Annotated in this window: 21 protein-coding genes and 1 tRNA gene; 20 read left to right on the top strand and 2 right to left on the bottom strand. The window is 71.5% G+C overall.

Features of this window, described 5'->3' with window-relative positions; translation table 11 throughout:
* The first annotated feature begins 42 nt into the window (after positions 1-42).
* From hisG to pyk, 13 genes are all read left to right on the top strand, one after another.
* Positions 43-882 (top strand): ATP phosphoribosyltransferase, encoded by an 840-nt coding sequence (gene hisG, locus KYT88_RS09200; protein WP_043587852.1) that lies wholly within the window; start codon positions 43-45, stop codon positions 880-882.
* A gap of 2 nt (positions 883-884) precedes the next feature.
* The gene (gene hisF / locus KYT88_RS09195; RefSeq protein ID WP_051629364.1) at positions 885-1,685 is read left to right on the top strand and encodes an imidazole glycerol phosphate synthase subunit HisF; all 801 of its coding nucleotides are present in this window, start codon (positions 885-887) and stop codon (positions 1,683-1,685) included.
* The gene (gene hisI / locus KYT88_RS09190) at positions 1,682-2,080 is read left to right on the top strand and encodes a phosphoribosyl-AMP cyclohydrolase (protein ID WP_043586625.1); all 399 of its coding nucleotides are present in this window, start codon (positions 1,682-1,684) and stop codon (positions 2,078-2,080) included. The genes hisF and hisI overlap by 4 nt, the downstream gene beginning before the upstream one ends.
* Entirely contained in the window at positions 2,077-3,636 is a 1,560-nt protein-coding gene (locus KYT88_RS09185) for an anthranilate synthase component I (protein WP_043586626.1), read from the top strand. Before hisI ends, KYT88_RS09185 begins: the two co-directional genes overlap by 4 nt.
* Positions 3,636-4,274: a Trp biosynthesis-associated membrane protein gene (locus tag KYT88_RS09180; protein WP_043586628.1), complete on the top strand. Its 639-nt coding sequence runs from the start codon at positions 3,636-3,638 to the stop codon at positions 4,272-4,274. The genes KYT88_RS09185 and KYT88_RS09180 overlap by 1 nt, the downstream gene beginning before the upstream one ends.
* Before the next feature lie 103 nt (positions 4,275-4,377).
* The gene (locus tag KYT88_RS09175) at positions 4,378-4,620 is read left to right on the top strand and encodes a DUF6704 family protein (RefSeq protein WP_043586629.1); all 243 of its coding nucleotides are present in this window, start codon (positions 4,378-4,380) and stop codon (positions 4,618-4,620) included.
* Positions 4,620-5,396, top strand: coding sequence for an indole-3-glycerol phosphate synthase TrpC (trpC, locus tag KYT88_RS09170; protein ID WP_043586631.1), 777 nt, complete (start codon positions 4,620-4,622; stop codon positions 5,394-5,396). Before KYT88_RS09175 ends, trpC begins: the two co-directional genes overlap by 1 nt.
* Entirely contained in the window at positions 5,393-6,607 is a 1,215-nt protein-coding gene (gene trpB / locus KYT88_RS09165; RefSeq protein WP_043586632.1) for a tryptophan synthase subunit beta, read from the top strand. The genes trpC and trpB overlap by 4 nt, the downstream gene beginning before the upstream one ends.
* Positions 6,604-7,416, top strand: a complete 813-nt coding sequence (gene trpA / locus KYT88_RS09160; protein ID WP_043586633.1) for a tryptophan synthase subunit alpha — start codon at positions 6,604-6,606, stop codon at positions 7,414-7,416. Before trpB ends, trpA begins: the two co-directional genes overlap by 4 nt.
* Positions 7,417-7,487: 71 nt before the next feature.
* Positions 7,488-8,510, top strand: a complete 1,023-nt coding sequence (gene lgt, locus KYT88_RS09155; protein ID WP_043586636.1) for a prolipoprotein diacylglyceryl transferase — start codon at positions 7,488-7,490, stop codon at positions 8,508-8,510.
* Between the two features lie 108 nt (positions 8,511-8,618).
* Positions 8,619-13,190, top strand: a complete 4,572-nt coding sequence (gene gltB / locus KYT88_RS09150) for a glutamate synthase large subunit (protein ID WP_043586637.1) — start codon at positions 8,619-8,621, stop codon at positions 13,188-13,190.
* Positions 13,183-14,640, top strand: coding sequence for a glutamate synthase subunit beta (locus KYT88_RS09145; protein ID WP_043586640.1), 1,458 nt, complete (start codon positions 13,183-13,185; stop codon positions 14,638-14,640). Before gltB ends, KYT88_RS09145 begins: the two co-directional genes overlap by 8 nt.
* 86 nt (positions 14,641-14,726) lie before the next feature.
* On the top strand, positions 14,727-16,172 hold the full coding sequence (pyk, locus tag KYT88_RS09140) for a pyruvate kinase (RefSeq protein WP_043586642.1): 1,446 nt from the start codon (positions 14,727-14,729) through the stop codon (positions 16,170-16,172).
* 96 nt (positions 16,173-16,268) lie between these two features.
* On the opposite strand, the gene KYT88_RS09135 is transcribed toward pyk, so the two are convergent.
* Positions 16,269-16,351, bottom strand: a tRNA-Leu gene (locus KYT88_RS09135).
* An 84-nt stretch (positions 16,352-16,435) separates the two neighbouring features.
* On the opposite strand from KYT88_RS09135, the gene KYT88_RS09130 reads away from it, so the two are divergent.
* Positions 16,436-17,044: an ANTAR domain-containing response regulator gene (locus KYT88_RS09130; RefSeq protein ID WP_012299329.1), complete on the top strand. Its 609-nt coding sequence runs from the start codon at positions 16,436-16,438 to the stop codon at positions 17,042-17,044.
* Positions 17,045-17,083: 39 nt separating this feature from the next.
* Here the strand turns inward: KYT88_RS09130 and KYT88_RS09125 are convergent, their stop codons facing one another.
* The gene (locus KYT88_RS09125; RefSeq protein WP_043586646.1) at positions 17,084-17,518 is read right to left on the bottom strand and encodes a PaaI family thioesterase; all 435 of its coding nucleotides are present in this window, start codon (positions 17,516-17,518) and stop codon (positions 17,084-17,086) included.
* A gap of 53 nt (positions 17,519-17,571) precedes the next feature.
* Here KYT88_RS09125 and polA point away from each other — a divergent pair, with 53 nt between their 5' ends.
* The 6 genes from polA (at position 17,572) to uvrB (ending at position 26,853) form a co-directional block, all read left to right on the top strand.
* Entirely contained in the window at positions 17,572-20,256 is a 2,685-nt protein-coding gene (gene polA, locus KYT88_RS09120; protein WP_043586650.1) for a DNA polymerase I, read from the top strand.
* A gap of 43 nt (positions 20,257-20,299) precedes the next feature.
* Positions 20,300-20,758, top strand: a complete 459-nt coding sequence (locus KYT88_RS09115) for a PTS mannitol transporter subunit IIA (RefSeq protein ID WP_043586652.1) — start codon at positions 20,300-20,302, stop codon at positions 20,756-20,758.
* Positions 20,755-22,434, top strand: a complete 1,680-nt coding sequence (locus KYT88_RS09110) for a DUF885 domain-containing protein (protein WP_043586655.1) — start codon at positions 20,755-20,757, stop codon at positions 22,432-22,434. Before KYT88_RS09115 ends, KYT88_RS09110 begins: the two co-directional genes overlap by 4 nt.
* 186 nt (positions 22,435-22,620) lie before the next feature.
* Positions 22,621-24,075 carry a 30S ribosomal protein S1 gene (gene rpsA / locus KYT88_RS09105; RefSeq protein ID WP_012038440.1) on the top strand — a complete coding sequence of 485 codons (1,455 nt, stop codon included), beginning with the start codon at positions 22,621-22,623 and terminating at the stop codon, positions 24,073-24,075.
* Positions 24,076-24,162: 87 nt separating this feature from the next.
* On the top strand, positions 24,163-24,777 hold the full coding sequence (gene coaE / locus KYT88_RS09100; protein ID WP_043586662.1) for a dephospho-CoA kinase: 615 nt from the start codon (positions 24,163-24,165) through the stop codon (positions 24,775-24,777).
* Between the two features lie 9 nt (positions 24,778-24,786).
* Entirely contained in the window at positions 24,787-26,853 is a 2,067-nt protein-coding gene (uvrB, locus tag KYT88_RS09095; RefSeq protein ID WP_043586665.1) for an excinuclease ABC subunit UvrB, read from the top strand.
* Positions 26,854-26,908: the final 55 nt, after the last annotated feature.

Below are 26,908 nucleotides of genomic sequence, written 5' to 3'. Positions count from 1 at the left end.
CCGTCACCCGCGTCGTCCCCTCCATCGGAAGAAGTGATCCCCATGCTCCGTGTCGCCGTGCCCAACAAGGGCTCGCTCGCCGAGACCGCCGCCCAGATGCTCGCCGAGGCCGGGTACGCCGGCCGTCGTGACCCCAAGGAGCTCTACGTCCTCGACGCGCGCAACGACGTCGAGTTCTTCTACCTCCGCCCGCGCGACATCGCGACCTACGTCGGATCCGGCGCGCTCGACGTCGGCATCACCGGCCGCGACCTCCTCATCGACTCCGCCTCCGACGCCTCCGAGACCGCGGAGCTCGGCTTCGCGGGATCCACGTTCCGCTTCGCCGGCCCGGTCGGCCGCTTCGCCGACCTGGCGGACCTCGCCGGGGTCCGCATCGCCACCAGCTACCCCGTGCTCGTCGGCGGATTCCTCCGCGAGCACGGCGTCGAGGCGCAGCTCATCCGCCTCGACGGCGCGGTCGAGTCCGCCATCCAGCTGGGCGTCGCCGACGCCATCGCCGACGTGGTCGAGACGGGCACCACGCTGCGGAAGGCCGGGCTCGAGATCTTCGGCCCCGTGATCCTCCGCTCCACCGCCGTCCTCATCTCGGGCGCCGAGGAGAAGCCGGGCGCGTCCACGCTGCTCCGCCGCCTCGAGGGCGTCCTCGTCGCGCGCCGCTACGTGCTCATGGACTACGACGTGCCGCTGTCGCTGCTGGACGCCGCGACGGCCATCACGCCGGGCATCGAGTCGCCCACCATCTCGCCGCTGCAGGATCCCGCCTGGGTCGCCGTGCGCTCGATGGTGCCGCGCGACGACACGAACCAGATCATGGACCGCCTGCACGAGGTCGGCGCCCGCGCCATCCTGGTCAGCCCCATCCACGCCGCCCGGATCTGACCGTGGATGCATCATCTGGATCCGCCGCCCCCGGCCCGGCCGCGCGGCTCGCCGTCCGCGTGATCCCGTGCCTCGACGTGGCGGCGGGCCGCGTCGTCAAGGGCGTCAACTTCCTCGACCTGCAGGACGCGGGCGACCCCGTCGAGCTCGCGCGCCTCTACTACGAGCAGGGCGCCGACGAGCTCACGTTCCTCGACGTCACGGCCACGGTCGAGGACCGGTCGACGATGTACGACGTGGTGAGCGCCACCGCCGAGCAGGTCTTCATCCCCCTCACCGTCGGCGGAGGAGTGCGCAGCGCCGACGACGTGGCGCGGCTGCTCGCGAGCGGCGCCGACAAGATCGGCGTCAACAGCGCGGCCATCGCGCGCCCCGACCTCGTCGGCGAGATCGCCGACCGCTTCGGCGCCCAGGTGTGCGTGCTCTCGCTCGACGTCACGCGCGGCGACACGGAGTCCGGCTTCGTCGTCACCACGCACGGCGGCCGGACGCGCACGACCATCGACGCGGTCGCGTGGGCCCGCGAGGCCGTCGAGCGCGGCGCGGGCGAGCTGCTCGTCAACTCCATCGACGCCGACGGCACGCGCGACGGCTTCGACCTCGAGCTCGTGGCCGCGATGCGCGCCGCCAGCCGTGTCCCCGTCATCGCCTCGGGCGGCGCGGGCGAGCTCGACCACTTCGCGCCCGCGATCGAGGCCGGTGCCGACGCCGTGCTCGCCGCGAGCGTCTTCCACTCCCGCCGGTTCACGATCGGCGACGTCAAGGGCGCCCTCGCGGACGCCGGTCAGGTGGTCCGACGATGAGCGCACCCGCGCCGACCCCCGACGTCGACGGCGTCCTCGCACGCGCGTCGTTCGCCGACGACGGGCTGCTGCCCGCGGTGATCCAGCAGCACGACACGCGCGAGGTGCTCATGCTCGGCTACATGGACCGCGAGGCCCTCCGCCGCACGCTCACCACCGGCCGCGTCACCTTCTGGTCCCGCTCCCGGAGCGAGTACTGGCGGAAGGGCGACACGTCCGGCCACGGCCAGTACGTGCGCGACGCGGCCCTCGACTGCGACGGCGACACGGTCCTCATCCAGGTCGACCAGGTAGGAGTGGCCTGCCACACCGGCACGCGCACCTGCTTCGACGCCGACCACCTCCACCCCGTCACGGGCGCGCGCCCCGCCGCCGACGAAGGGCCCACCCCATGAGCGAGTCCCCGCGCCCCGCCGCGCCGTCCGTCCCCGCACCCGGCACCACCACGCGGGATGCGTTCCACGCCCTCGCGGCCGACCACCGCGTGATCCCGGTGCTCCGGGAGGTCTTCGCCGACGGCGAGACGCCCGTGGGCGTGCACCGCAAGCTCACGGCGGGCCGCCCCGGCAGCTTCCTGCTCGAGTCCGCCGGCCAGGGCGGCATCTGGACCCGCTTCTCGTTCGTCGGCGTCTCGTCCTTCGGCGTCCTCACCCAGGAGGGCGACTCCGCGCGCTGGCTCGACTACGGCATGGACGCGCGCCGCGCCCTGGGCGACGACGCGCCCGACGGCCCGCTCGCCGCCCTGGCCGCGCTCTACACGCGCTGGGAGACGCCGCGGATCCCGGGCCTGCCGCCCCTCACCGGCGGCCTCGTCGGCTTCATCGGATGGGAGGCCGTGCGCCAGATCGAGCGCCTGCCCGACCGCCCGCCGGCCGAGGTGCCCGTGCCCGGCCAGGCGCTCAGCTTCGTCTCCGAGCTCGCCGTCCTCGACCACCGCCGCGGCACGGTCACGCTCGTCGCCACGGCGCTCAACGACGGCGTCGACGACGAGGACGCCATGTGGGCCGACGCGCAGGCGCGCCTCGACCGCATGCAGGCCGACCTCGCGCGCCCGTCGGAGACGTTCCTCGCCGAGGTAGACCTCCAGGCCCAGCCGTCGGCGACGCTCCGGACCGAGCCCGCCGAATTCCACGAGGCGATCGCGCGCAGCAAGCACCACATCCACGAGGGCGACGTCTTCCAGGTCGTCGTCTCGCAGCGCTTCGACCAGCCGACCACGGCCGACCCGATCGACGTGTACCGCATCCTCCGCGTGCTCAACCCGAGCCCGTACATGTACCTGCTCACGCTCGAGGACGCCGACGGGAAGCCGTACTCGATCGTCGGCTCGTCGCCCGAGGCGCTCGTCACCGTCACCGACGACCACGTCTACATGCACCCCATCGCGGGATCCCGACCCCGCGGCGCGACGGTGGAGGAGGACGTCGCCCACGAGGAGTCGCTGCTCGCCGACCCGAAGGAGCGCGCCGAGCACCTGATGCTGGTGGACCTCGCGCGCAACGACATGCTGAAGGCCTGCGCCCCGGGATCCGTCGAGGTCACCGAGTTCATGCGCGTCGAGCGGTTCAGCCACATCATGCACCTCGTGAGCTCGGTCGAGGGCACGCTGCGGCCCGGCGTCTCGAGCATCGACGTCTTCCGCGCCACCTTCCCGGCAGGCACGCTCTCGGGCGCGCCCAAGCCGCGCGCGCTGCAGATCATCGACGAGCTCGAGCCCGCCCAGCGCGGCGTCTACGGGGGAGTGGTGGGCTACTTCGACTTCGCGGGCGACGCCGACCTCGCCATCGCGATCCGCACGGCCACCATCGTCGACGGCATCGCGCACGTGCAGGCCGGCGGCGGCATGGTCGCCGACTCCGACCCGGACGCCGAGTACCTCGAGTCGCAGAACAAGGCCGCCGCCCCGCTGCGCGCCGTGGCCGTCGCCGAGGCCATGCGGCGCGTGCGCTGATGCGCGTCACCCGCCGCACGAAGTCCCTCGCCCTCCTGCTCGTCCTCGCGACGAGCGCGGCCACGTTCCTCGGATGGTCGCAGGACTGGTCCACGCTCCGCATCGGCGGCCAGGCGCCGACGCTCGTGCCGGTCGCCGGCAGCGTCGCCGCCCCCGCGCTCAGCGCCCTCGCGCTCTCGAGCCTCGCCCTCGCCGGCGCGCTCGCCATCGCGGGCCGCGTGCTCCGCGTGGTGCTCGGGATCCTGCAGGCGCTCATCGGCGCGACCGTGGCGCTCACGGCCTTCGCCGCGACCGCGGGTCCCGTCCAGGCGGGCGAGGCCGCGGTCACGACCGTCACGGGCGTCGCGGGCTCATCGGCCGTGGCGGAGCTCGTCGACGGGTGGACGACCACCCCCTGGGGTCCGGTCACGCTGGTCGCGGGCATCGCGTCCGCGCTGACGGGCATCTTCGTCGCGGTCACCGGACCGCGCTGGCCCACCCGGCGGTCCCGGTACGACGCGCCCGACCAGTCGCCCGCCCGCCGCATCGTCCCGCGCGAGGACCCCGTGGCCGCATGGGACAGCCTGAGCGGCGGCGCGGATCCCACCCGCCGCGAGGCCGGCGACGCGGACGACACCCCGCCCGGCACAGCCGCGTGAGGGTCGACTGACGTCCCCGTCCGCCCTCCCCAAGCCGACGGCCGCCCGGACGCCGCCGGGTAGACTCGACCCGTCCCCATCGCACGATCCCCGAGGAGCACGCATGTCCACAGAGTCCGCAGAACCCGGCCACGGCAACTCGCCGGCGGCCTGGACGGCTGTCGTCATCATGCTCGTCGCGTTCACCGTCGGCACCATCGCCTTCTGGTTCGCCATCGAGCCCGTCGTGTGGGCGTCGGCCGTCCTCGCGATCCTCGGCTGGATCACCGGCGGCGTCATGAAGAAGATGGGCTTCGGCGTCGACGGGCACCGCACGGTCTCCACCCACTCGAAGGCGCGCTCGTAGTGCTGGGCGACCTCCTCGCCGGCGCCCTCGAGGACGCGGCCGCACGCCGCGAGACCCGTCCGCTCGCCCAGGTCGAGGCCGAGGCGCTCGCGCGTCCCGCGGCCCTCGACGCGCTCAGCGCCCTCGCGCCCGCCGACCGCGTGAAGATCATCGCCGAGGTCAAGCGCTCGAGCCCCTCGCGCGGCGCCCTGGCCGAGATCCCGGATCCCGCGCTCCTCGCGTCCCGCTACGAGACCGGGGGCGCCAGCGCCATCAGCGTCCTCACCGAGGGCCGCAAGTTCCGCGGATCCCTCCAGGACCTCGAGCAGGTGCGGGACACCGTCTCCATCCCCGTGCTCCGCAAGGACTTCATCGGCGAGCCGTACCAGGTGCTCGAGGCCCGCGCGTCCGGCGCCGACCTCGTCCTCCTCATCGTCGCCGCGCTCGACCAGAAGACGCTCGTCGAGCTGCACGCGCTCGTGGGCGAGCTCGGCATGACAGCGCTCGTCGAGACCCACTCCGCGGAGGAGGTGTCCCGCGCGCTCGACCTCGGCGCGCAGGTCGTCGGCGTCAACGCCCGCAACCTCACCACGTTCGAGCTCGACCGCGACCTCTTCGGCCGCCTGGCCGACTCCATCCCCGCGGGCGTCGTCCGCATCGCCGAGTCCGCGGTGAAGACCGCGGACGACGTGGCGCACTACCGCCGCTCGGGCGCCGACGTCGTCCTGGTGGGCGAGGCGCTCGTCACGGGCGATCCCGTCCGCACGCTGGGCGAGTTCCTGGACATCCGCGCATGACGGACCTGCGCAGCGCCACGGGCCCGTACTTCGGCGACTTCGGCGGGCGATACGTCCCCGAGTCCCTCGTCGCCGCCCTCGACGAGCTGGCGGAGGCGTGGGAGGAGCTCAAGGTCGATCCCGCGTTCATCGCGGAGCTGAAGGAGCTGCACCGCAGCTACACCGGACGCCCGTCGCTCATCACGGAGGTGCCGCGGTTCGCCGAGCACGCCGGCGGCGCCCGCATCATCCTCAAGCGCGAGGACCTGAACCACACCGGCTCGCACAAGATCAACAACGTGCTGGGCCAGGCGCTGCTCACCAAGAAGATCGGCAAGAAGCGCATCATCGCGGAGACGGGCGCGGGCCAGCACGGCGTCGCCACCGCCACCGCGGCCGCGCTCTTCGGCCTCGACTGCGTCATCTACATGGGCGAGGTCGACACCGAGCGCCAGGCGCTCAACGTGGCGCGGATGCGCCTGCTCGGCGCCGAGGTCATCCCGGTGCGCTCGGGCTCGCGCACGCTCAAGGACGCCATCAACGACGCCATGCGCGACTGGGTCACCAACGTCGAGACCACGAACTACGTCTTCGGCACGGTCGCGGGCCCGCACCCCTTCCCGGCGATGGTCCGCGACCTGCAGAAGGTCATCGGCGAGGAGGCCCGCGAGCAGGTCCTCGCGCTGACCGGGCGCCTGCCCGACGCCGTGGCCGCGTGCGTCGGCGGCGGGTCCAACGCCATCGGCATCTTCCACGCCTTCCTCGACGACGCCGACGTCGCGCTCTACGGCTTCGAGGCCGGCGGCGACGGAGCGGACACCCCGCGCACCGCCGCCACCATCACCAAGGGCCGCCCGGGCATGCTGCACGGCGCGCGCAGCTACCTCCTGCAGGACGAGGACGGCCAGACCATCGACTCGCACTCGATCTCCGCGGGCCTCGACTACCCGGGCGTCGGCCCGGAGCACTCCTGGCTGTCGGACCTCGGCCGCGCGTCGTACCGTCCCGTCACGGACGACCAGGCCATGAGCGCGCTGCGCCTGCTCAGCCGCACCGAGGGCATCATCCCCGCCATCGAGTCCGCGCACGCCCTCGCCGGAGCGCTCGAGCTCGGCAAGGAGCTCGGCCCGGACTCGATCATCCTGATCAACCTCAGCGGCCGCGGCGACAAGGACATGGAGACCGCGGGCAAGTACTTCGACCTCATCGACGCCGGGGCGGAGCAGTCGTGACCGCTCACGCCGCGCCGCCCGCCGTCAGCCCCGTCGAGCGCGCCATCGCGGTCCGCCGCGAGCAGGGATCGGGCGCCCTCGTCGGGTACCTCCCCGTCGGCTTCCCCGACCTCGCCACGAGCATCGAGGCCGCCGTCGCGCTCGTCGAGAACGGCGTCGACGTCATCGAGCTCGGCCTCCCGTACAGCGACCCCGTCATGGACGGCCCGGTCATCCAGCGCGCCACGCAGACCGCGCTCGCGCAGGGCTTCCGCCTCCGCGACGGATTCGACGCGCTGCACGCGATCACCCAGCGCGTCGACGCGCCCGTGCTGCTCATGACCTACTGGAACCCCGTCGTCCAGTACGGCGTCGAGCGCTTCGCGGACGACATCGTGGCCGCGGGCGGGGCCGGGCTCATCACGCCCGACCTCATCCCGGACGAGGGCGCCGACTGGCTGGCCGCCTCCGAGCGCACGGGCCTCGACCGCGTGTTCCTTGCCGCGCCGTCGTCCAGCGAGGCGCGCCTGCACCAGGCGGTCGAGCGCAGCCGCGGGTTCGTCTACGCGGTCTCGACCATGGGCATCACGGGCGCGCGCCAGGACGTCGACCAGGCCGCGCGCGGACTCGTCTCGCGCCTGCGCGACGCGGGATCCACGAGCGCGTGCGTCGGCATCGGCATCTCCACCGGCGACCAGGTGCGCGAGGTGCTCGACTACGCCGACGGCGCCATCGTCGGATCCGCCCTCGTGGCGGCACTCGCCGACGGCGGCGTGCCCGGCGTCGCCCGCGCCGCGGCCGATCTCGCGCGGGGAACCGCGCTACAGTAGCCCCCGGCCCGCGGTCCCGCCGCGCCCGCCGACCCCCCTGCGAAAGTGAGCGCCATCCGTTGTTCGACCCGATGAGCATCCCCAGCCCGGATCCGTCCGACACCCGGTTCGACGTCACGGCGTGGCTCCAGGGCCTCGGCATCGACCTGCCGCTCACCTTCGTCATCCACGCGTACGCCGTGTGCATCCTGATCGGCATCCTCATCGCCGCGTACCTCACCAACCGCCGCCTGGTGGCGCGGGGCGTGGAGTCGGGCACGGTCATCGACTTCACGCTGTGCGCGCTCGTCCTCGGCATCGTCGGCGCCCGCGCGTTCCACGTGCTCACCCACCCCGGCGACTACTTCTACGACGGGGCCAACCTCTGGCGCGTGCTCTACGTGTGGGAGGGCGGCATCGCCATCTTCGGCGCCCTCCTCGGCGGCGCGGTGGGCGTGTGGCTCGGCTCCAAGTGGACGGGCGTCCGCTTCTGGACCTTCGCCGACGCGCTCGCCCCCGGCCTCCTCCTCGCGCAGGCCGCGGGCCGCATGGGCAACTACTTCAACCAGGAGCTGTTCGGCACGCCGACCACCCTGCCCTGGGGCCTCGAGGTCGACCCGACCAACGCCGCGTTCCCGGCCGGGCTGCCCGCGGGCACGCTCTTCCACCCCACGTTCCTCTACGAGATCGTGTGGAACGTCGCGGGCGCGCTCGTCATCATGGCGCTGGGCCGCGCCGTCCGCCTGCAGTGGGGCCGCGGGCTCGCCGTCTACCTCATGTGGTACGGCCTCGGGCGCATGGTCTTCGAGTCGATCCGCATCGACCCGAGCGAGATCTTCTTCGGCATCCGCACCAACGTCTGGGCCGCCTTCTTCGCGGTCGCTCTCGGCCTCGTCCTCTTCATCGTGCAGACCCGGCGCCACGTCGGCAGCGAGCCGAGCCCGTACCTGCCGGGCCGCACCCCGGAGGACGTAAGCGCCCGCGCGAAGGCGAGCCGCGACGGCGAGGTAGCATCGGTGTACACGGATTCGGATTTCACCGACGGCGACGACGATCGGGCATCCACCGGGTCGGACTCCCACGCTCTCCCCGCCACAAGCGGACGCGGCGCCTAGTCCCCAGCGCGGGCACCCCCGCGGTCACCGCCTCCTCCCTCTTCCCGCGAGGCGGTCCCCACCACAGGGCCAGCGACGTCCCTCCGCAGTGCATCTAGGACGGTTCCCATGGCGTTCTCCTCCACCTCCCCTCCCGGCGGCTCGTTCCCCGCGAAGCAGGGTCTCTACGACCCGGCGTTCGAGAAGGACGCGTGCGGCCTGGCCATGGTGGCCACCCTGCGCGGCACGCCGGGTCACGACATCATCGTGAACGCGCTGGACGCGCTCCGGAACCTGGAGCACCGCGGCGCGATCGGATCCGACGCGGGCACCGGCGACGGCGCCGGCATCATGACGCAGATCCCGGACGCGTTCCTCCGGGGCGTCGTCGGCTTCGACCTTCCTCTCATGGGGGAGTACGCGGTCGGCATGGCCTTCCTGCCCACCGACGACGCCGAGCGCGAGGAGCTGCAGGCCGGCATCGAGCGCATCGCGGGCGACGAGCGCCTGCGCGTCCTCGGCTGGCGCGAGGTCCCGGTCGACGCGACGCACCTCGGCAACCTGGCGCGCAAGGCCATGCCCGCGTTCCGCCAGCTGTTCCTGACATCCGACTCCGCGCGGCCGGAGGACCGGCCGTCGGGGCTCGCCCTCGACCGCCTCGCCTTCCGCCTGCGCAAGCGCGCGGAGCGGGAGCTCGGCGCGTACTTCATCTCGCTGTCCTCGCGGACCCTCGTCTACAAGGGCATGGTCACGACGCTCCAGCTGGAGCCGTTCTACCCCGACCTCTCCGACGAGCGCTTCGCGTCCAAGCTCGCCATCGTGCACTCGCGCTACTCCACCAACACGTTCCCGTCGTGGCCCCTCGCGCAGCCGCTGCGGATGATGGCGCACAACGGCGAGATCAACACGGTCGCGGGCAACCGCAACTGGATGCGCGCCCGCCAGTCCCAGCTCGAGTCGGAGCTGCTCGGCGACCTGTCGCCGCTCATGCCCATCGTCACGCCCGGCGCGAGCGACTCCGCGTCGTTCGACGAGGTGCTCGAGCTCCTCAGCCTCAGCGGCCGCAGCCTGCCGCACGCGATGATGATGATGGTCCCCGAGGCGTGGGAGAAGCAGACCGACATCGACCCCGTCCGCCGCGACTTCTACGAGTACCACTCCATGGTCATGGAGCCGTGGGACGGCCCGGCGGCGCTCACCTTCACCGACGGCACGCTCGTCGGCGCGACCCTCGACCGCAACGGATTGCGCCCGGGCCGCTACCTCGTGACGCACGACGGGCTCGTGGTGCTGGGCAGCGAGATCGGCGTGCTCGAGATCGACCCCGCGCGCATCATGCGGAAGGGCCGCCTGCGCCCCGGCAAGATGTTCCTCGTCGACACCGAGGCCGGCCGCATCATCGAGGACGACGAGATCAAGTCCGAGCTCGCTGCCAGCGCGCCGTGGGGCGAGTGGCTCCGCAACCGCATCCACCTCGCGGACCTGCCGGAGCGCGAGCACGTCGTGCACACGCCCGCGTCCGTCGTCCGTCGTCAGCGCACCTTCGGCTACACGGAGGAGGAGGTGCGGATGCTCCTCATGCCCATGGCGAAGGTCGGCGCGGAGCCCCTCGGCGCCATGGGCTCGGACACGCCCATCGCAGTCCTGTCGCAGCGCCCGCGCCTGCTGTTCGACTACTTCACGCAGCAGTTCGCGCAGGTCACGAACCCGCCGCTGGACTCCATCCGCGAGGAGGTCGTCACCAGCCTCCGCCTCGGCCTCGGGCCGCAGCGCAACCTCCTCGACGCCGGTCCCGAGCACACGAAGCAGGTCGTGCTCGACTTCCCCGTCATCGACAACGACGAGCTGGCGAAGGTCATCCACATCGACCACCGTCCGGGCAGCCGCACCACCACCATCGTGAGCGGCCTCTACCGCGTCGACGACGGTCCCCTCGCCATGCAGAAGCGCATCGACGCCATGTGCGACGAGGTCGACCGCGCCATCGCGCACGGCGCGCGGTTCGTCGTCCTGTCGGACCGCGACAGCAACCGCGACCTCGCGCCCATCCCGTCCCTGCTCATGATCGCGGCCGTGCACCACCACCTCATCCGCAAGCAGACCCGCATGAAGGTCGGCATCGTGGTCGAGGCCGGCGACGTGCGCGAGGTGCACCACATCGCGCTGCTCATCGGCTACGGCGCCTCGGCGGTCAACCCGTACCTGGCGATGGAGTCCTGCGAGGACCTCGTCCGCAGCGGCATGCTCACGGGCGTGACGCCGGAGAAGGCCACGCGGAACCTGATCAAGGGGCTCGGCAAGGGCGTCCTGAAGATCATGTCCAAGATGGGCATCTCGACGGTGTCCTCGTACGCGGGCGCGCAGTGCTTCGAGGCCGTCGGCCTCTCGCAGGGGCTGGTGGACCAGTACTTCTCGGGCACCACGACGCGCCTCGGCGGCGTCGGGATCGACGTCATCGCGGCCGAGAACGCCGCGCGCCACCGCAGCGCGTACCCGACGGACGGCGCCGTGCTGTCGCACGAGCGCCTGCAGACGGGCGGCGAGTACCAGTGGCGTCGCGACGGGTCCCCGCACCTGTTCAACCCGGACACGATCTTCCGGCTGCAGCACGCCACCCGCATGCGCCGGTACGACATCTTCCGCGAGTACACGTCCATGGTCGACGCGCAGTCGAAGGACCTCATGACCCTCCGCGGCATGTTCCAGCTGCGCACGGGCACGCGCCCGCCGGTGCCGCTCGACGAGGTCGAGCCCATCAGCGACATCGTGAAGCGCTTCTCCACGGGCGCGATGAGCTACGGATCGATCTCCGAGGAGGCGCACGAGACGCTCGCCATCGCGATGAACCGGCTCGGAGCCAAGTCGAACACCGGCGAGGGCGGCGAGAACGTCGAGCGCCTGCTCGACCCCGAGCGCCGCAGCTCCATCAAGCAGGTCGCGTCCGGGCGCTTCGGCGTCACGAGCATGTACCTCACGCACGCCGACGACATCCAGATCAAGCTCGCGCAGGGCGCCAAGCCCGGCGAGGGCGGTCAGCTGCCGCCCGGCAAGGTCTACCCGTGGGTGGCGCGCACGCGGCACGCGACCGCGGGCGTCGGCCTCATCTCGCCGCCGCCGCACCACGACATCTACTCGATCGAGGACCTCAAGCAGCTGATCTTCGACCTCAAGCGCGCGAACCCGAGCGCCCGGATCCACACGAAGCTCGTGAGCCAGTCGGGCATCGGCGCGGTGGCCGCGGGCGTCGCGAAGGCGCTGAGCGACGTGATCCTCGTCTCGGGCCACGACGGCGGCACGGGTGCGAGCCCGGTCAACTCGCTCAAGCACGCGGGCACTCCGTGGGAGCTGGGTCTCGCGGAGACGCAGCAGACCCTCCGCCTCAACGGCATGCGCGACCGCGTGGTCGTGCAGGTCGACGGGCAGATGAAGTCCGGCCGCGACGTCATCGTCGGCGCGCTGCTCGGCGCCGAGGAGTTCGGCTTCGCCACCGCGCCGCTCGTCGTGTCCGGCTGCATCATGATGCGCGTCTGCCACCTCGACACCTGCCCCGTGGGCGTCGCCACGCAGAACCCGGAGCTGCGCAAGCGCTTCCCCGGCAAGGCCGACCACGTCGTCAACTTCTTCGAGTTCATCGCGCAGGAGGTGCGCGAGCACCTGGCCGCCCTCGGCTACCGCTCGCTCGACGAGATCGTGGGGCGCAACGACCTGCTCGGCGTCGAGGACGCGGTCGACCACTGGAAGGCGTCCGGCCTCGACCTCACGCCGATCCTGGTCGGCCCGACCTTCGCCGAGGACGAGCCGATGAAGCACGGCCGGTCGCAGGACCACGAGCTCGAGGACCACTTCGACAACGAGCTCATCCGCCTCAGCCGCGACGTGCTCGACCACGGCGGCCGGATCGAGATCGACCTGCCCGTGCGGAACACGGCGCGCGCGGTCGGCACGATGCTCGGCCACCTCGTCACGAAGGCGCACGGAGAGGACGGGCTGCCGTCGGGGTCCATCGACGTCACCCTCCGCGGGTCCGCCGGACAGTCGTTCGGCGCGTTCATGCCGTCGGGGATCACGCTGCGCCTCATCGGCGACAGCAACGACTACCTCGGCAAGGGCCTCTCGGGCGGCGACATCGTCGTGCGGCCCGACGCGAGGGCCGGCTTCCCCGCGGAGGAGAACGTCATCGCGGGCAACGTCATCGGCTACGGCGCGACGCAGGGCACCATGTTCATCCGCGGCATGGTGGGGGAGCGGTTCCTCGTCCGCAACTCCGGCGCCACCGCGGTCGTCGAGGCGGTGGGCGACCACGCGCTCGAGTACATGACCGGCGGGCTCGCGCTCGTCCTCGGCGGCACCGGTCGGAACATCGGCGCCGGCATGTCCGGCGGCACCGCGTACGTGATCGACCTCGACCGCGACCGCATCAACACCGACGCCCTCGCGTCGGGCGAGCTCGAGCTGCACCCGCTCGGGAGCGCCGACGTCGAGATCGTGCTCGACCTCCTCCGCCGGCACCTCGCCGAGACCGGATCCACCGTGGCCGAGCGCCTGCTCGCCGAGCCGGAGACCTCCATGGAACGCTTCACCAAGATCCTGCCGCGGGACTACGCGGCCGTCCTCGCCACCCGCCAGACCGCGGTGGACGAGGGCCTCGACCCCGACGGCGACGTCGCCTGGAAGCGCATCCTGGAGGTGACCGGTGGCTGACCCCAAGGGCTTCCTCAAGGTGACGGAGCGCGAGCTCCCCAAGCGCCGACCCGTCTCGGTCCGGCTCATGGACTGGAAGGAGGTGTACGAGCAGCAGGAGCGCGGCGAGCTCGTGCGCCAGGCCGGCCGGTGCATGGACTGCGGCATCCCGTTCTGCCACCAGGGCTGCCCGCTCGGCAACCTCATCCCGGAGTGGAACGACCTCACGTGGCGCGGCGAGGGTCGCCAGGCCATCGAGCGCCTGCACGCCACGAACAACTTCCCCGAGTTCACGGGCCGGCTGTGCCCCGCGCCCTGCGAGAGCTCGTGCGTCCTCGGCATCAACCAGCCTCCGGTGACGATCAAGCAGGTCGAGGTGTCGATCATCGACGACGCCTTCCAGAAGGGCTGGGTCGAGCCGCACCCGCCCGAGCGCCTCACGGGCAAGACCGTCGCGGTCGTCGGATCCGGCCCCGCCGGCCTCGCCGCCGCCCAGCAGCTCACGCGCGCCGGCCACACGGTCGCGGTCTTCGAGCGCGACGACCGCATCGGCGGACTGCTCCGCTACGGGATCCCCGACTTCAAGATGGAGAAGCGCCACCTCGAGGCGCGCCTCGCGCAGATGACCGCCGAGGGCACCCGCTTCCGCGCGGGCGTCGACATCGGGAAGGACATCACCTGGTCCGACCTGCGCCTCCGCTACGACGCGGTCGTGGTCTGCACGGGCGCTCTCGTGCCCCGCGACCTCGACATCCCGGGTCGCGACGTCGACGGCGTGCACTTCGCCATGGACTACCTGCGCCAGTCCAACCACGCGACGGCCGGCGACCAGGTGCCCGAGCAGATCCACGCGGAGGGCAAGCACGTCGTAGTCCTCGGCGGCGGCGACACAGGTGCGGACTGCATCGGCACCGCGCACCGGCAGAAGGCGGCCTCGGTCACCAACCTCGCCATCGGCCAGCAGCCGCCGACGGAGCGTCGCCCCGACCAGCCGTGGCCGACGTACCCGACCCTCTTCGAGGTGTCGAGCGCGCACGAGGAGGGCGGGGAGCGCCACTACCTCGCCACCACGGTGGAGTTCCTGAAGGACGACGACGGTCACGTCCGCGCCGTCCGCGTGGCCGAGACCGAGTTCCGCGACGGGCGCCGCGTGCCGAAGTCGGGCACCGAGCGCGAGATCCCCGCCGACCTCGTGCTCCTCGCGCTCGGCTTCACCGGCCCCGAGAAGGCCGCCCTCGAGAGCCAGCTGGAGGTCCCCTTCGACGAGCGCGGCAACGTCGCGCGCGGCGAGGACTACCAGACCGACCAGGCCGGCGTCTTCGTCGCGGGCGACGCGGGCCGCGGCCAGTCGCTCATCGTGTGGGCCATCGCGGAGGGACGTTCAGCGGCCTCCGCCGTCGACCGGTACCTTGAGGGGGACACGGAGCTCCCGTTCCCGGTCCGTCCCACGGACCGCGCTCTCTCCATCTGACCCGGCCGCCGCGCCATGTGCGCGGGCCGCGACCACTCACCCGAACCGCGTCCGTGTGCGACGCAGAAACGCGAGACAGACAGAGCATGACCAGACGAGCGAAGATCGTCGCGACCCTCGGGCCCGCGACCAGCTCCTATGAGAGCATCCGCGCCATCATCGACGCCGGCGTGGACGTGGCCCGCATGAACCTGAGCCACGGCACCTACGACGTCCACGAGGGCATCTACTCCACCATCCGGAAGGCCGCCGACGACGCGGGCCGCGCGGTCGCGGTCCTCGTCGACCTGCAGGGCCCGAAGATCCGGCTCGGCAAGTTCTCGGACGGGCCCCACGACCTGGCGTTCGGCGACACCTTCGTCATCACCGTCGAGGACATCCTGGGCACGAAGGACATCTGCTCCACCACGTACAAGGGCCTCCCCGGCGACGTGAAGCCGGGCGATCCGCTGCTCATCGACGACGGCAAGGTCACGCTCCGTGTGGTCTCCACCGACGGCACCCGCGTCACGACCACGGTCGAGGTGGGCGGCGCCGTCAGCAACAACAAGGGCATCAACCTCCCGGGCGTCGCGGTCAACGTCCCCGCGCTCTCCGGCAAGGACGAGGCCGACCTCCGCTGGGGCCTCCGCCTCGGCGCCGACCTCATCGCGCTGAGCTTCGTGCGCGACGCCTCGGACATCGTCCGCGTGCACGAGATCATGGACGAGGAGGGCCGTCGCGTCCCCGTCGTCGCCAAGGTCGAGAAGCCGCAGGCCGTCGACGCGCTCGAGGAGATCGTCGACGCGTTCGACGCGATCATGGTCGCCCGCGGCGACCTGGGCGTCGAGCTCCCGCTGGAGGCCGTGCCCATCGTGCAGAAGCGCGCGGTCGAGCTCGCCCGCCGCAAGGCGAAGCCCGTCATCGTGGCCACGCAGATGCTCGAGTCCATGATCACGAGCCCGCGGCCCACGCGCGCCGAGGCCTCCGACTGCGCCAACGCGGTGCTCGACGGCGCCGACGCGCTCATGCTGAGCGGCGAGACGAGCGTGGGGGAGTTCCCCGTCGTCACGGTCAAGACCATGGCCCGCATCATCGAGTCGACCGAGGAGCACGGGCTGGAGCGCATCCCCAAGCTCGGCACGCGCCCGTTCACCCAGGGCGGCGCCATCACGCTCGCGGCCGCCGAGGTCGCCGAGTTCGTCGAGGCGAAGGCGCTCTGCGTCTTCACCGAGTCCGGCGACTCCGTGCGCCGCATGACGCGCCTGCGCAACGGCATCCCGATCCTCGCCTTCACGCCGAACGAGGGCATCCGCCGTCGCCTGGCGCTGTCGTGGGGCGTGCAGACCTACCTCGTGGATCCGGTCACGCACACCGACCAGATGTTCCACCAGGTCGACGAGGTGCTCCTCGCGGAGGGCCTCGCGGAGGTCGGCCAGAAGGTCGTCGTCATCGCCGGATCCCCTCCCGGGATCGCGGGCTCGACCAACGAGCTGCGCGTCCACGTCGTCGGCGACGCCGTGAACGAGGCCGCTCCCGCGTACGAGAAGTAGCGCGCGGACGCGGGGGCCCCGGCCCCCGCGGAGACGCCGGAGGGCGGGCGACCTGACTGGTCGCCCGCCCTCTCGCGTCTCCCCTGCGGGATGCGGTGCCGGATGTGGGACTCGAACCCACACGCCCTCACGGACAGAGCATTTTGAGTGCTCCGCGTCTGCCATTCCGCCAATCCGGCGCACCCCGGTCGACCCGGGATCCTGCGGGCACCCGCCGTCCCGGCGCGCACCGGCCCGCCCGACGATACCGTAGGCTCCTATCCGTGAGTGACCAGGAAGCAACCCCCGCAGCCCCCCGCCGTGTCGTCGTCGCCGAGGACGAGTCGCTCATCCGCCTCGACATCGTGGAGACCCTCCGCGACAACGGATTCGAGGTCGTGGGCGAGGCGGGTGACGGCGAGACCGCCGTCGCGCTCGCCACGGAGCTGCGTCCCGACCTCGTCATCATGGACGTCAAGATGCCCCAGCTCGACGGCATCTCCGCGGCCGAGCGGCTGAACCGCAACCACATCGCGCCCGTCGTCCTCCTCACGGCGTTCAGCCAGAAGGAGCTCGTCGAGCGCGCGGGCGAGGCCGGCGCGCTGGCCTACGTCGTCAAGCCGTTCACGCCGAACGACCTGCTGCCTGCCATCGAGATCGCGCTGGCGCGCTACGCGCAGATCATCACCCTCGAGGCCGAGGTGTCCGACCTCGTCGAGCGCTTCGAGACCCGCAAGCTCGTCGACCGGGCCAAGGGACTGCTCAACGAGAAGATGGGCCTCACGGAGCCCGAGGCGTTCCGCTGGATCCAGAAGGCGTCCATGGACCGCCGCCTCACCATGCACGACGTGGCGCAGGCCATCATCGAGCAGCTGAGCGCCAAGAAGGCCTAGCCGCCGCCGCGCGTGACGCGCGGTCAGGGGTCGCCCCGTTCAGCGTCGCGAGCGCTCGCGGATGATGTTCGTGATGCGCACGGTCGACAGCCGCCGTCCCTCGTCGTCCGTCATGACGACCTCGTGCGTGGTGAGCGTGCCGCCGAGGTGGATGGCCGTGCAGGTGCCGGTGATGGTCCCGGTCGACGCCGAGCGCGTGTGGCTCGCGTTGAGCTCGATGCCGAAGGCGACCCGGTCGGGGCCGGCGTGGACGTTGGCCGACATGGATCCGAGCGACTCGGCGAGCACCACGTACGCGCCGCCGTGCACGACGCCGTACGGCTGCGTGTTGCCCTCGGCGGGCATGGTGGCGACGGATCGCTCCGGGCTCAGCTCCTGGAAGACGATGCCCATCTTCTCGGCGAGCGCGCCCACGTCCTGGGGCTGGCGGAGGAGCCGCGCGGTGGCGGACGACTCGGGTGCGGGCTGGGTCATGGGGGATCCTCCAGGGCCGGTCGTACGTCGGGAGCCCTCTATAGGCTGGACCCGTGCCGAACACGGAAAAGCCTACCCTCCTCGTCATCGACGGCCATTCCCTGGCGTTCCGGGCCTTCTACGCCCTGCCGGCGGAGAGCTTCCAGAACCGCGAGGGGCAGCACACGAACGCCGTGCACGGCTTCATCGCGATGCTCATCAACCTCCTGCAGAAGGAGAAGCCCACGCACGTGGGCGTCGCGTTCGACATCTCGCGCTTCTCGTTCCGCACGCGCGAGTACCCGGAGTACAAGGGCACGCGCGGCGAGACGCCCGTGGAGTTCACCGGGCAGGTGCCGCTGCTCGAGCGGGCGCTCAAGACCATGAACATCCCCACCCTCACCAAGGAGGACCACGAGGCGGACGACATCCTCGCGACCCTCGCCACGCAGGGTCGCGAGCAGGGCTTCCGCGTGCTCGTCGTCTCGGGCGACCGCGACGCCATCCAGCTCGTCAACGACGACGTCACGCTGCTCTACCCGTCCACCCAGGGCGTCTCCCAGCTCACGCGCTACGACGCCGAGAAGGTGTTCGAGAAGTACGGCGTGCAGCCCGAGATGTACCCGGACATCGCGGCGCTCGTGGGGGAGACGAGCGACAACCTCATCGGGGTCGACAAGGTCGGCCCGAAGACGGCCGTCAAGTGGCTCAACCAGTACGGGTCGCTCGACGCCGTCCTCGAGCACCGGGGCGAGATCTCGGGCAAGGTCGGCGACAACCTCCGTGCCCAGTACGAGAACGTCATCCGCAACCGCCGCCTCAACCGGCTGCTCACCGACGTCGAGCTGCCGCTCGGGCCGAAGGACCTCGAGCGGAAGCCCATCGACGAGCCCGCCCTCCGCGAGGTGTTCGCGGTGCTGGAGTTCAAGCAGCTGCTCGAGCGCGTGCTGAAGCTCGAGGGATCCGGCGCCTCCGCGTCGAGCGAGGGCACGCCCGTCGGCGTGGTCGAGCAGGAGCCGTCCACGGCCCCCGCCGCCCCGCGGCCGCAGCAGCTGCTCGACGAGGAGCTCGCGAAGTGGATCGAGAGGCAGAGCGCCGCGTCGCCGCACGGCCTGGGCCTCACGGTCGAGACGCAGGACGGGAGGCCCGTCGGCTTCGGGCTCGCGAGCGCGACCGAGGCGGTGACCCTGCCGTGGCAGGAGGGCCGCGCCGACTACGCGCCGTTCGAGCGGTGGCTGGCGAGCGACGCGCCGAAGATCATGTCCGACGCCAAGCTGCAGGTGAAGGCCATGCGTCGCGCCGGCCTCGAGGTCCAGGGGCTCGCGTTCGACGTGCTCGTCGCGGGCTGGCTGCTGCGTCCCGGGTTCACCGACAAGACGCTCGCCGCCCTCGTCAGCCGCTACCTCCTGGAGGACCTGCCCGAGCCCGACGCCAACCAGCTCGTGCCCGAGACCGAGGCGCTCACGGCGCCGGTCGAGGCCTGGTACACGCTCCGGGTCGAGCACGCGCTGCGCGAGGTGCTCGACGAGCGCACGCTCGGCGTCATGGTCGACATCGAGATGCCGACGCTGCTCGTGCTCGTGGAGATGGAGCTGCGCGGCGTCGCGACCGACCGCGCCGGCCTCGCGGAGCTGTCGGCGCAGCTGCAGGAGCGCATCACCGACCTCGCCCAGCGCGCGTTCGCCGAGATCGGCAAGGAGATCAACCTCGGCTCGCCGAAGCAGCTGCAGGAGGTGCTCTTCGACCAGCTCGGCATGCCGAAGACCCGGGCCAACAAGACCGGCTTCTCGACCGACGCCGGTGCGCTGGCCGACCTCCAGGCGTCGAACCCGCACCCGTTCCTCGACCTGCTGCTCGAGCACCGCGACGCGAGCAAGCTGCGCCAGATCATCCAGACGCTCGAGCGCGGCATCGGCGACGACGAGCGGATCCACACCACCTACGTGCAGACCGGCACGACCACCGGCCGCATCTCCTCGAACGACCCGAACCTGCAGAACATCCCCGTCCGCACCGAGGAGGGCCGCCGCATCCGCAGCGCCATCCGCGTCGGCGAGGGCTACGAGACGCTGCTCACCGCCGACTACTCGCAGATCGAGATGCGGATCATGGCGCACCTCTCCGGCGACGCGGGCCTCATCGAGGCCTTCGCGGCGGGGGAGGACCTGCACCGCTTCGTCGGATCCCGCATCTTCGGGGTGGAGCCGGCTGACGTCAGCGCCGAGATGCGCACCAAGGTCAAGGCCATGAGCTACGGCCTGGCCTACGGGCTCAGCGCCTTCGGGCTGTCCAAGCAGCTGCGCATCCCGTCGTCCGAGGCCAAGCAGCTCATGACCGACTACTTCGCGCGCTTCGGTGCCGTGCGCGACTACCTCCGCCAGGTCGTGGAGGAGGCGCGCGCCGCCGGCTACACGGAGACGATCTTCGGCCGTCGTCGTCCCTTCCCCGACCTCAACAGCCCGAACCGCGTCCTCCGCGACAACGCCGAGCGGGCCGCGCTCAACGCGCCGATCCAGGGATCGGCGGCCGACATCATGAAGATCGCGATGATCCGCATCGAGGCCGACATGCGCGAGCGGGACATGGCGTCGCGCATGCTGCTCCAGGTGCACGACGAGCTCATCCTCGAGGTCGCCGCGGGGGAGTGGGACGCGCTCGAGGCCATCGTCACGGACCGCATGGCGCACGCGGCGGACCTCCGGGTGCCGCTCGAGGTGCAGGTGGGCCGCGGCGACTCGTGGGCCGCCGCCGCGCACTGACCGGCGGATCCCCTCCATCCACCCAGCACGAGGAGCACAGCGCATGACGACAGCACGACTCTCCGACCTCCTCGCGGACGGCTCCATCCGCCTCGACGCGCGCGCCGACGACCGCGAGTCCGCCATCCGCCAGGCGGGCGAGGCGCTGGTCGCGGCCGGTGCCGTCGAGCCCGGCTACGTCGACGCCATGGTCGAGCGCGAGCGATCCGTGTCGACCTTCGTGGGCGAGGGCGTCGCGGTGCCGCACGGCACGCTCGCCGCCGGCCGCGACCTCGTCCTGGCCGACGCGATCAGCCTGCTGCGCCTGCCCGACGGCGTCGACTGGGACGGCCACGACGTCCGCATCGTCATCGGCATCGCGGCCACCGGAGGCGGGCACATCGCGCTGCTGTCGCGCCTCGCGGAGATCCTGCTCGACCCCGTGCGCGCGGAGCAGCTGCGCGGCGCGACGGATCCGGCGACCGTCCGGTCCCTCCTGGGAGCCGCTACGGTCGAGGGATGACGACGACGCCGAAGGCCCCCCGACCGCAGACGGACATCGACAGGATCGCCGAGGGGTGGATCGACGCCTCGCTCGACCTGCACCCCGAGGAGCGCGTCTACCTCGGCCGCCCCGGACGCGAGGGCGAGTACGGCGACATGTCGCCCGCGGGGCATGCGGCGCACGCCGACGCCGCCCGCGCGGTCGTCCGGCAGCTCGCCCAGGCCACGCCCGTCGACGCGATCGACGAGGTCACCCGCATGGACCTCACCCGGGAGCTGGAGCTCGACGTCGAGATGCACGACGCCGGCGTGCACCTCTCCGACCTCAACGTGATCGCGTCGCCCGCGCAGGGCATCCGCGAGGTGTTCGACATCTCGCCCACCGCGACCGCGGACGACTGGGAGGGCATCGCGACGCGGCTCGGCAACGTGGCCGGCGCGGTCGACGGCTACATCGAGACCCTGCGGGAGGGCGTCCGCCGCGGCCAGGTGCCCGCGAAGCGCCAGATCCGCGAGGTGCTCGGCCAGGTCCAGCGCCAGGCCGCGCCCGACGGCTTCTTCCGGTCCTTCGCGGACGAGGCGCGACCGGACGCCGGCGAGCTGCCCGCGTCCCTCCGCCAGGACCTCGGGGCGCGCGCCGAGGAGGCCCGGTCCGCGTACGAGCGCCTGGCGTCGTTCCTCGGCTCAGAGCTCGAGCCCGCGGGCCGCGACGCCGATGCCGTGGGCCGCGAGCAGTACGCCCTGCGGTCGCGCTCCTTCCTCGGTGCCGAGGTCGACCTCGACGAGACGTACGAGTGGGGCGTGGGCGAGCTCGCCCGCATGGTGGAGGAGCAGGAGGCCATCGCCCGCGAGATCCTCCCGGGCGCGAGCGTGCTCGAGGCCATCGCGCACCTCGACGCGGACGCGTCGCGCAAGCTCCACGGCACGGAGGCCCTCCGCGCGTGGATGCAGGAGACGAGCGACCGCGCGGTGGAGGAGCTCGGCCGCACGCACTTCGACATCCCCCAGGAGATCCGCGCGCTCGAGTGCATGATCGCTCCGACGCAGGAGGGCGGCATCTACTACTCGGGTCCCGCGGACGACTTCAGCCGCCCCGGGCGCATGTGGTGGTCGGTCCCCGAGGGCGTCACGGAGTTCGACACCTGGCGCGAGCTGACGACCGTCTACCACGAGGGCGTCCCGGGGCATCACCTGCAGATCGCGCAGGCCACCTACAACAAGGCGGAGCTCAACACGTGGCGCCGCTTCGCCGGCACGTCGGGCCACGCGGAGGGCTGGGCCCTCTACGCCGAGCGCCTCATGCAGGAGCTCGGCTACCTCGACGACCCGGCCGACCGCCTCGGGATGCTCGACGGGCAGCGCATGCGCGCCGCCCGCGTGGTGCTCGACATCGGCGTCCACCTCGGCAAGACGCGCCCCGACGGCGAGGGCGTCTGGGACGCCGAGTACGCCTTCGACTTCATGGGCCGGAACGTCAACATGGATCCGTCCTTCGTGCGCTTCGAGGTCAACCGCTACCTCGGCTGGCCCGGACAGGCCCCCTCCTACAAGGTCGGCCAGCGCATCTGGGAGGACCTCCGCGACGAGTCCCGCCGCCGCGAGGGCGACGCGTTCGACATCCGCGCGTTCCACCGCCGCGCGCTCGACGTGGGCGGCGTCGGCCTCGACACGCTGCGGGCGGCGGTCCTCCGCTGACCGCGGGCGGGGCGGTCGACCGGCCGAGGGCCGGCGTCCCGCGCGGCGCGGTTGTCCCGCCTCCGCGGCCGGGTCTAAGATCGACTGTCGCACTTCTGCGACGACCCATCCGTCCGCCGCTCGACCGGTACCCGCGCGGGTCCGCGCCAGCGGCCTTATTCATGCCCATCCTGGAGCACTAACTACATGACAATCGCAACGACCGACAAGGCGCCCAAGCAGGTCGCGATCAACGACATCGGATCTGCTGAGGACTTCCTCGCCGCGGTCGAGAAGACACTGAAGTTCTTCAACGACGGAGACCTCATCGAGGGCACCGTCGTGAAGATCGATCGGGACGAGGTCCTGATCGACGTCGGCTACAAGACCGAGGGCGTCATCCCCTCGCGTGAGCTGTCGATCAAGCACGACGTCGACCCCACGGAGGTCGTCAAGGTCGGCGACACCGTCGAGGCCCTCGTCCTCCAGAAGGAGGACAAGGAAGGCCGTCTGATCCTGTCCAAGAAGCGCGCGCAGTACGAGCGTGCGTGGGGCGACGTGGAGAAGATCAAGGAGTCCGACGGCGTCGTCACCGGCACCGTCATCGAGGTCGTCAAGGGCGGCCTCATCGTGGACATCGGCCTCCGCGGCTTCCTCCCGGCCTCGCTCATCGAGCTGCGCCGCGTCCGCGACCTCACGCCGTACCTCGGCCAGGAGATCGAGGCGAAGATCCTCGAGCTCGACAAGAACCGCAACAACGTGGTCCTGTCGCGCCGTGCCCTCCTCGAGCAGACGCAGTCCGAGAGCCGCAGCACGTTCCTCAACAACCTCCAGAAGGGCCAGGTCCGCAAGGGCGTGGTCTCCTCGATCGTCAACTTCGGCGCGTTCGTGGACCTGGGCGGCGTCGACGGCCTCGTGCACGTCTCCGAGCTCAGCTGGAAGCACATCGAGCACGCCAGCGAGGTCGTCGAGGTGGGCCAGGAGGTGACCGTCGAGATCCTCGAGGTCGACCTGGACCGCGAGCGCGTCTCGCTGTCGCTCAAGGCGACGCAGGAGGACCCGTGGCAGGTCTTCGCCCGCACGCACGCCATCGGCCAGGTCGCGCCCGGGAAGGTCACCAAGCTGGTGCCGTTCGGTGCGTTCGTCCGCGTGGCCGAGGGCATCGAGGGCCTCGTGCACATCTCGGAGCTCTCCGGCAAGCACGTCGAGCTCGCCGAGCAGGTCGTGTCCGTCGGCGACGAGGTGTTCGTCAAGGTCATCGACATCGACCTCGAGCGTCGTCGCATCTCGCTGAGCCTCAAGCAGGCCAACGACGGCGTCGACCCCGAGGGCACCGAGTTCGACCCCGCCCTCTACGGCATGCTCACCGAGTACGACGACCAGGGGAACTACAAGTACCCCGAGGGCTTCGACCCGGAGACCAACGAGTGGAAGGAAGGCTTCGAGTCGCAGCGCGAGACCTGGGAGCAGCAGTACGCCGCAGCCCAGGCCCGCTGGGAGGCCCACAAGAAGCAGGTCGCGGCAGCAGCCGAGGCCGAGGCGGCCGACACGGGCATCACGTCCGCCGGCCCCGGCTTCACGAGCGACTCGACGGGCGCCGGCACGCTGGCGGACGACGAGAGCCTCGCCGCCCTGCGCGAGAAGCTGTCCAGCTCGAAGTAGCACCACCGCACGATCACGAGGCCGCTCTCCCTCCGGGGAGGGCGGCCTCCGTCGTCCCCGGTCGATCGGCCCGCCTAGGCTGGATCCATGCAGGTGATCGGACTGACGGGCGGCATCGCCGCGGGCAAGACGGTGGTGGCCGACCGCCTGGCGGAGCTCGGGGCCGTGCGCATCGACGCCGACCGGCTGGCCCGCGAGGTCGTGGAGCCGGGCACCCCGGCCCTCGCGGAGATCGCCCGGCGCTTCGGCCCCGGCGTGATCGCCGCGGACGGGTCCCTCGACCGGCCCGCGCTCGGCGCGATCGTGTTCCAGGACCCGGACGCGCGACGCGACCTCGAGGCGATCACGCACCCCGCCGTGCGCGCGCTGTCCGCCGCGCGCATGTCCGCGGCGGGGGAGGCGGACGCCGACGCGGTCATCGTCTACGACATCCCGCTCCTCGTGGAGTCCGGCCGCGTCGACGAGTTCGACCGCATCATCGTGATCCACGCGCCGCGCGAGGAGCGGATCCGCCGCCTCGTCGAGCTCCGCGGGATGTCGCCCGAGGAGGCCGAGCGCCGCATCGCATCGCAGGCCACCGACGAGCAGCGCCTGGCCGTCGCCGACGAGGTCGTCGACTCCGGCAACTCGCTGGCGTCGACGCTCGCGCAGACGGATCGGCTCTGGGCGAACCTGTCCGGCGCTGTCGGTGGCCGCTCGTAGGCTGATCACATGCAGCCCACCCGTTCCGTGCGCCCGTTCAAGGTCGTCAGCGACTACTCCCCGAGCGGCGACCAGCCCACGGCCATCGCCGAGCTGGCGGGTCGTGTCAACGCCGGAGAGCCCGACGTCGTGCTCCTCGGCGCCACCGGGACGGGAAAGTCGGCCACGGCCGCCTGGCTCATCGAGCAGGTCCAGCGACCCACGCTGATCCTCGCCCACAACAAGACGCTGGCCGCCCAGCTCGCCACCGAGTTCCGCGAGCTCATGCCGGACAACGCGGTCGAGTACTTCGTCTCCTACTACGACTACTACCAGCCCGAAGCCTACGTCCCGCAGACGGACACCTTCATCGAGAAGGACTCGTCGGTCAACGCCGAGGTCGAGCGCCTCCGCCACTCCACGACCAACTCGCTGCTCAGCCGCCGCGACGTCGTCGTGGTCAGCACGGTGTCGTGCATCTACGGCCTCGGCCAGCCCGAGCAGTACATGAACGCCATGGTGGCGCTCCAGGTGGGGATGCAGATCAACCGGGACACCCTCATCCGCAAGTTCGTGTCCATGCAGTACCAGCGCAACGACGTCGACTTCTCGCGCGGCAACTTCCGCGTGCGCGGCGACACCATCGAGATCATCCCGATGTACGAGGAGCTGGCCATCCGCATCGAGATGTTCGGCGACGAGATCGAGGCGCTATACCAGCTGCACCCGCTCACGGGCGACGTGGTCCGCAAGATGGACTCCGTGTCCGTCTTCCCGGGCTCGCACTACGTGGCGGAGACCGAGGTCATGCGGCGCGCCATCGGCACGATCCAGCAGGAGCTCGAGGAGCGGCTCACGGTGCTGGAGCGCGAGGGCAAGCTGCTCGAGGCGCAGCGCCTCCGCATGCGCACCAACTTCGACATCGAGATGATGCAGCAGATCGGCTTCTGCTCGGGCATCGAGAACTACTCGCGGCACATCGACGGACGGGACGCGGGGGAGGCCCCGCACTGCCTCCTCGATTACTTCCCGGACGACTTCCTCGTCGTCATCGACGAGTCGCACGTCACCGTGCCGCAGATCGGCGCCATGTTCGAGGGCGACTCCTCGCGCAAGCGCACGCTCGTCGAGCACGGCTTCCGCCTGCCGAGCGCGCTCGACAACCGGCCGCTCAAGTGGAACGAGTTCACGGAACGCGTGCCGCAGACCGTGTACATGTCGGCGACGCCCGGCAAGTACGAGCTCGGCATGGGCGACGGCGTGGTGGAGCAGATCATCCGACCCACCGGCCTCATCGACCCGGCCATCGTCGTCAAGCCCACCAAGGGCCAGATCGACGACCTGCTGGAGCAGATCCGCATCCGCGTGGAGAAGGACGAGCGCATCCTCGTCACCACGCTCACGAAGAAGATGGCGGAGGAGCTCACCGACTACTTCGCCGAGGCGGGCGTGCGCGTGCGCTACCTCCACTCCGACGTGGACACCCTGCGCCGCGTCGAGCTCCTCAGCGAGCTGCGGGCCGGCGTGTACGACGTGCTCGTGGGCATCAACCTGCTGCGCGAGGGCCTCGACCTCCCGGAGGTCTCGCTCGTCGCGATCCTCGACGCCGACAAGGAGGGCTTCCTCCGCTCTTCCACGTCGCTCATCCAGACCATCGGGCGCGCAGCGCGCAACGTGTCCGGCGAGGTGCACATGTACGCGGACGTGCTCACGGACAGCATGAAGCGCGCCATCGAGGAGACCGACCGCCGGCGCGAGAAGCAGGTCGCCTACAACACGGAGCACGGGATCGACCCGACCCCGCTGCGGAAGCGCATCGCCGACATCACCGAGATCCTGGCGCGCGAGGGCGAGGACACGAAGAAGATGCTCGAGGGGCGCGGCGGCGGCAAGCGCTCGCCCACCCCGAACCTCCGGCGCGAGGGCAAGGCGGCCGCGGGCGCGAACGAGCTGGAGACGATCATCTCCGACCTCAACGACCAGATGCTCCAGGCCGCGGGCGAGCTCAAGTTCGAGCTGGCCGCGCGGCTCCGCGACGAGCTGGGCGACCTGAAGCGCGAGCTCCGGCAGATGGAGAAGGCCGGTCACCTTTCCTGATGCCGAGGGGCGCGCGGCGGACGGCCGTCGCTCGCGCGCCCGGGCCGCGGCCGCT

The organism is Clavibacter sp. A6099 (assembly GCF_021919125.1).
GTDB classification, from domain to species: domain Bacteria; phylum Actinomycetota; class Actinomycetes; order Actinomycetales; family Microbacteriaceae; genus Clavibacter; species Clavibacter seminis.
Note: the sequence above shows the minus strand (reverse complement) of the source record. Positions and strands in the feature narration are given on the sequence as shown.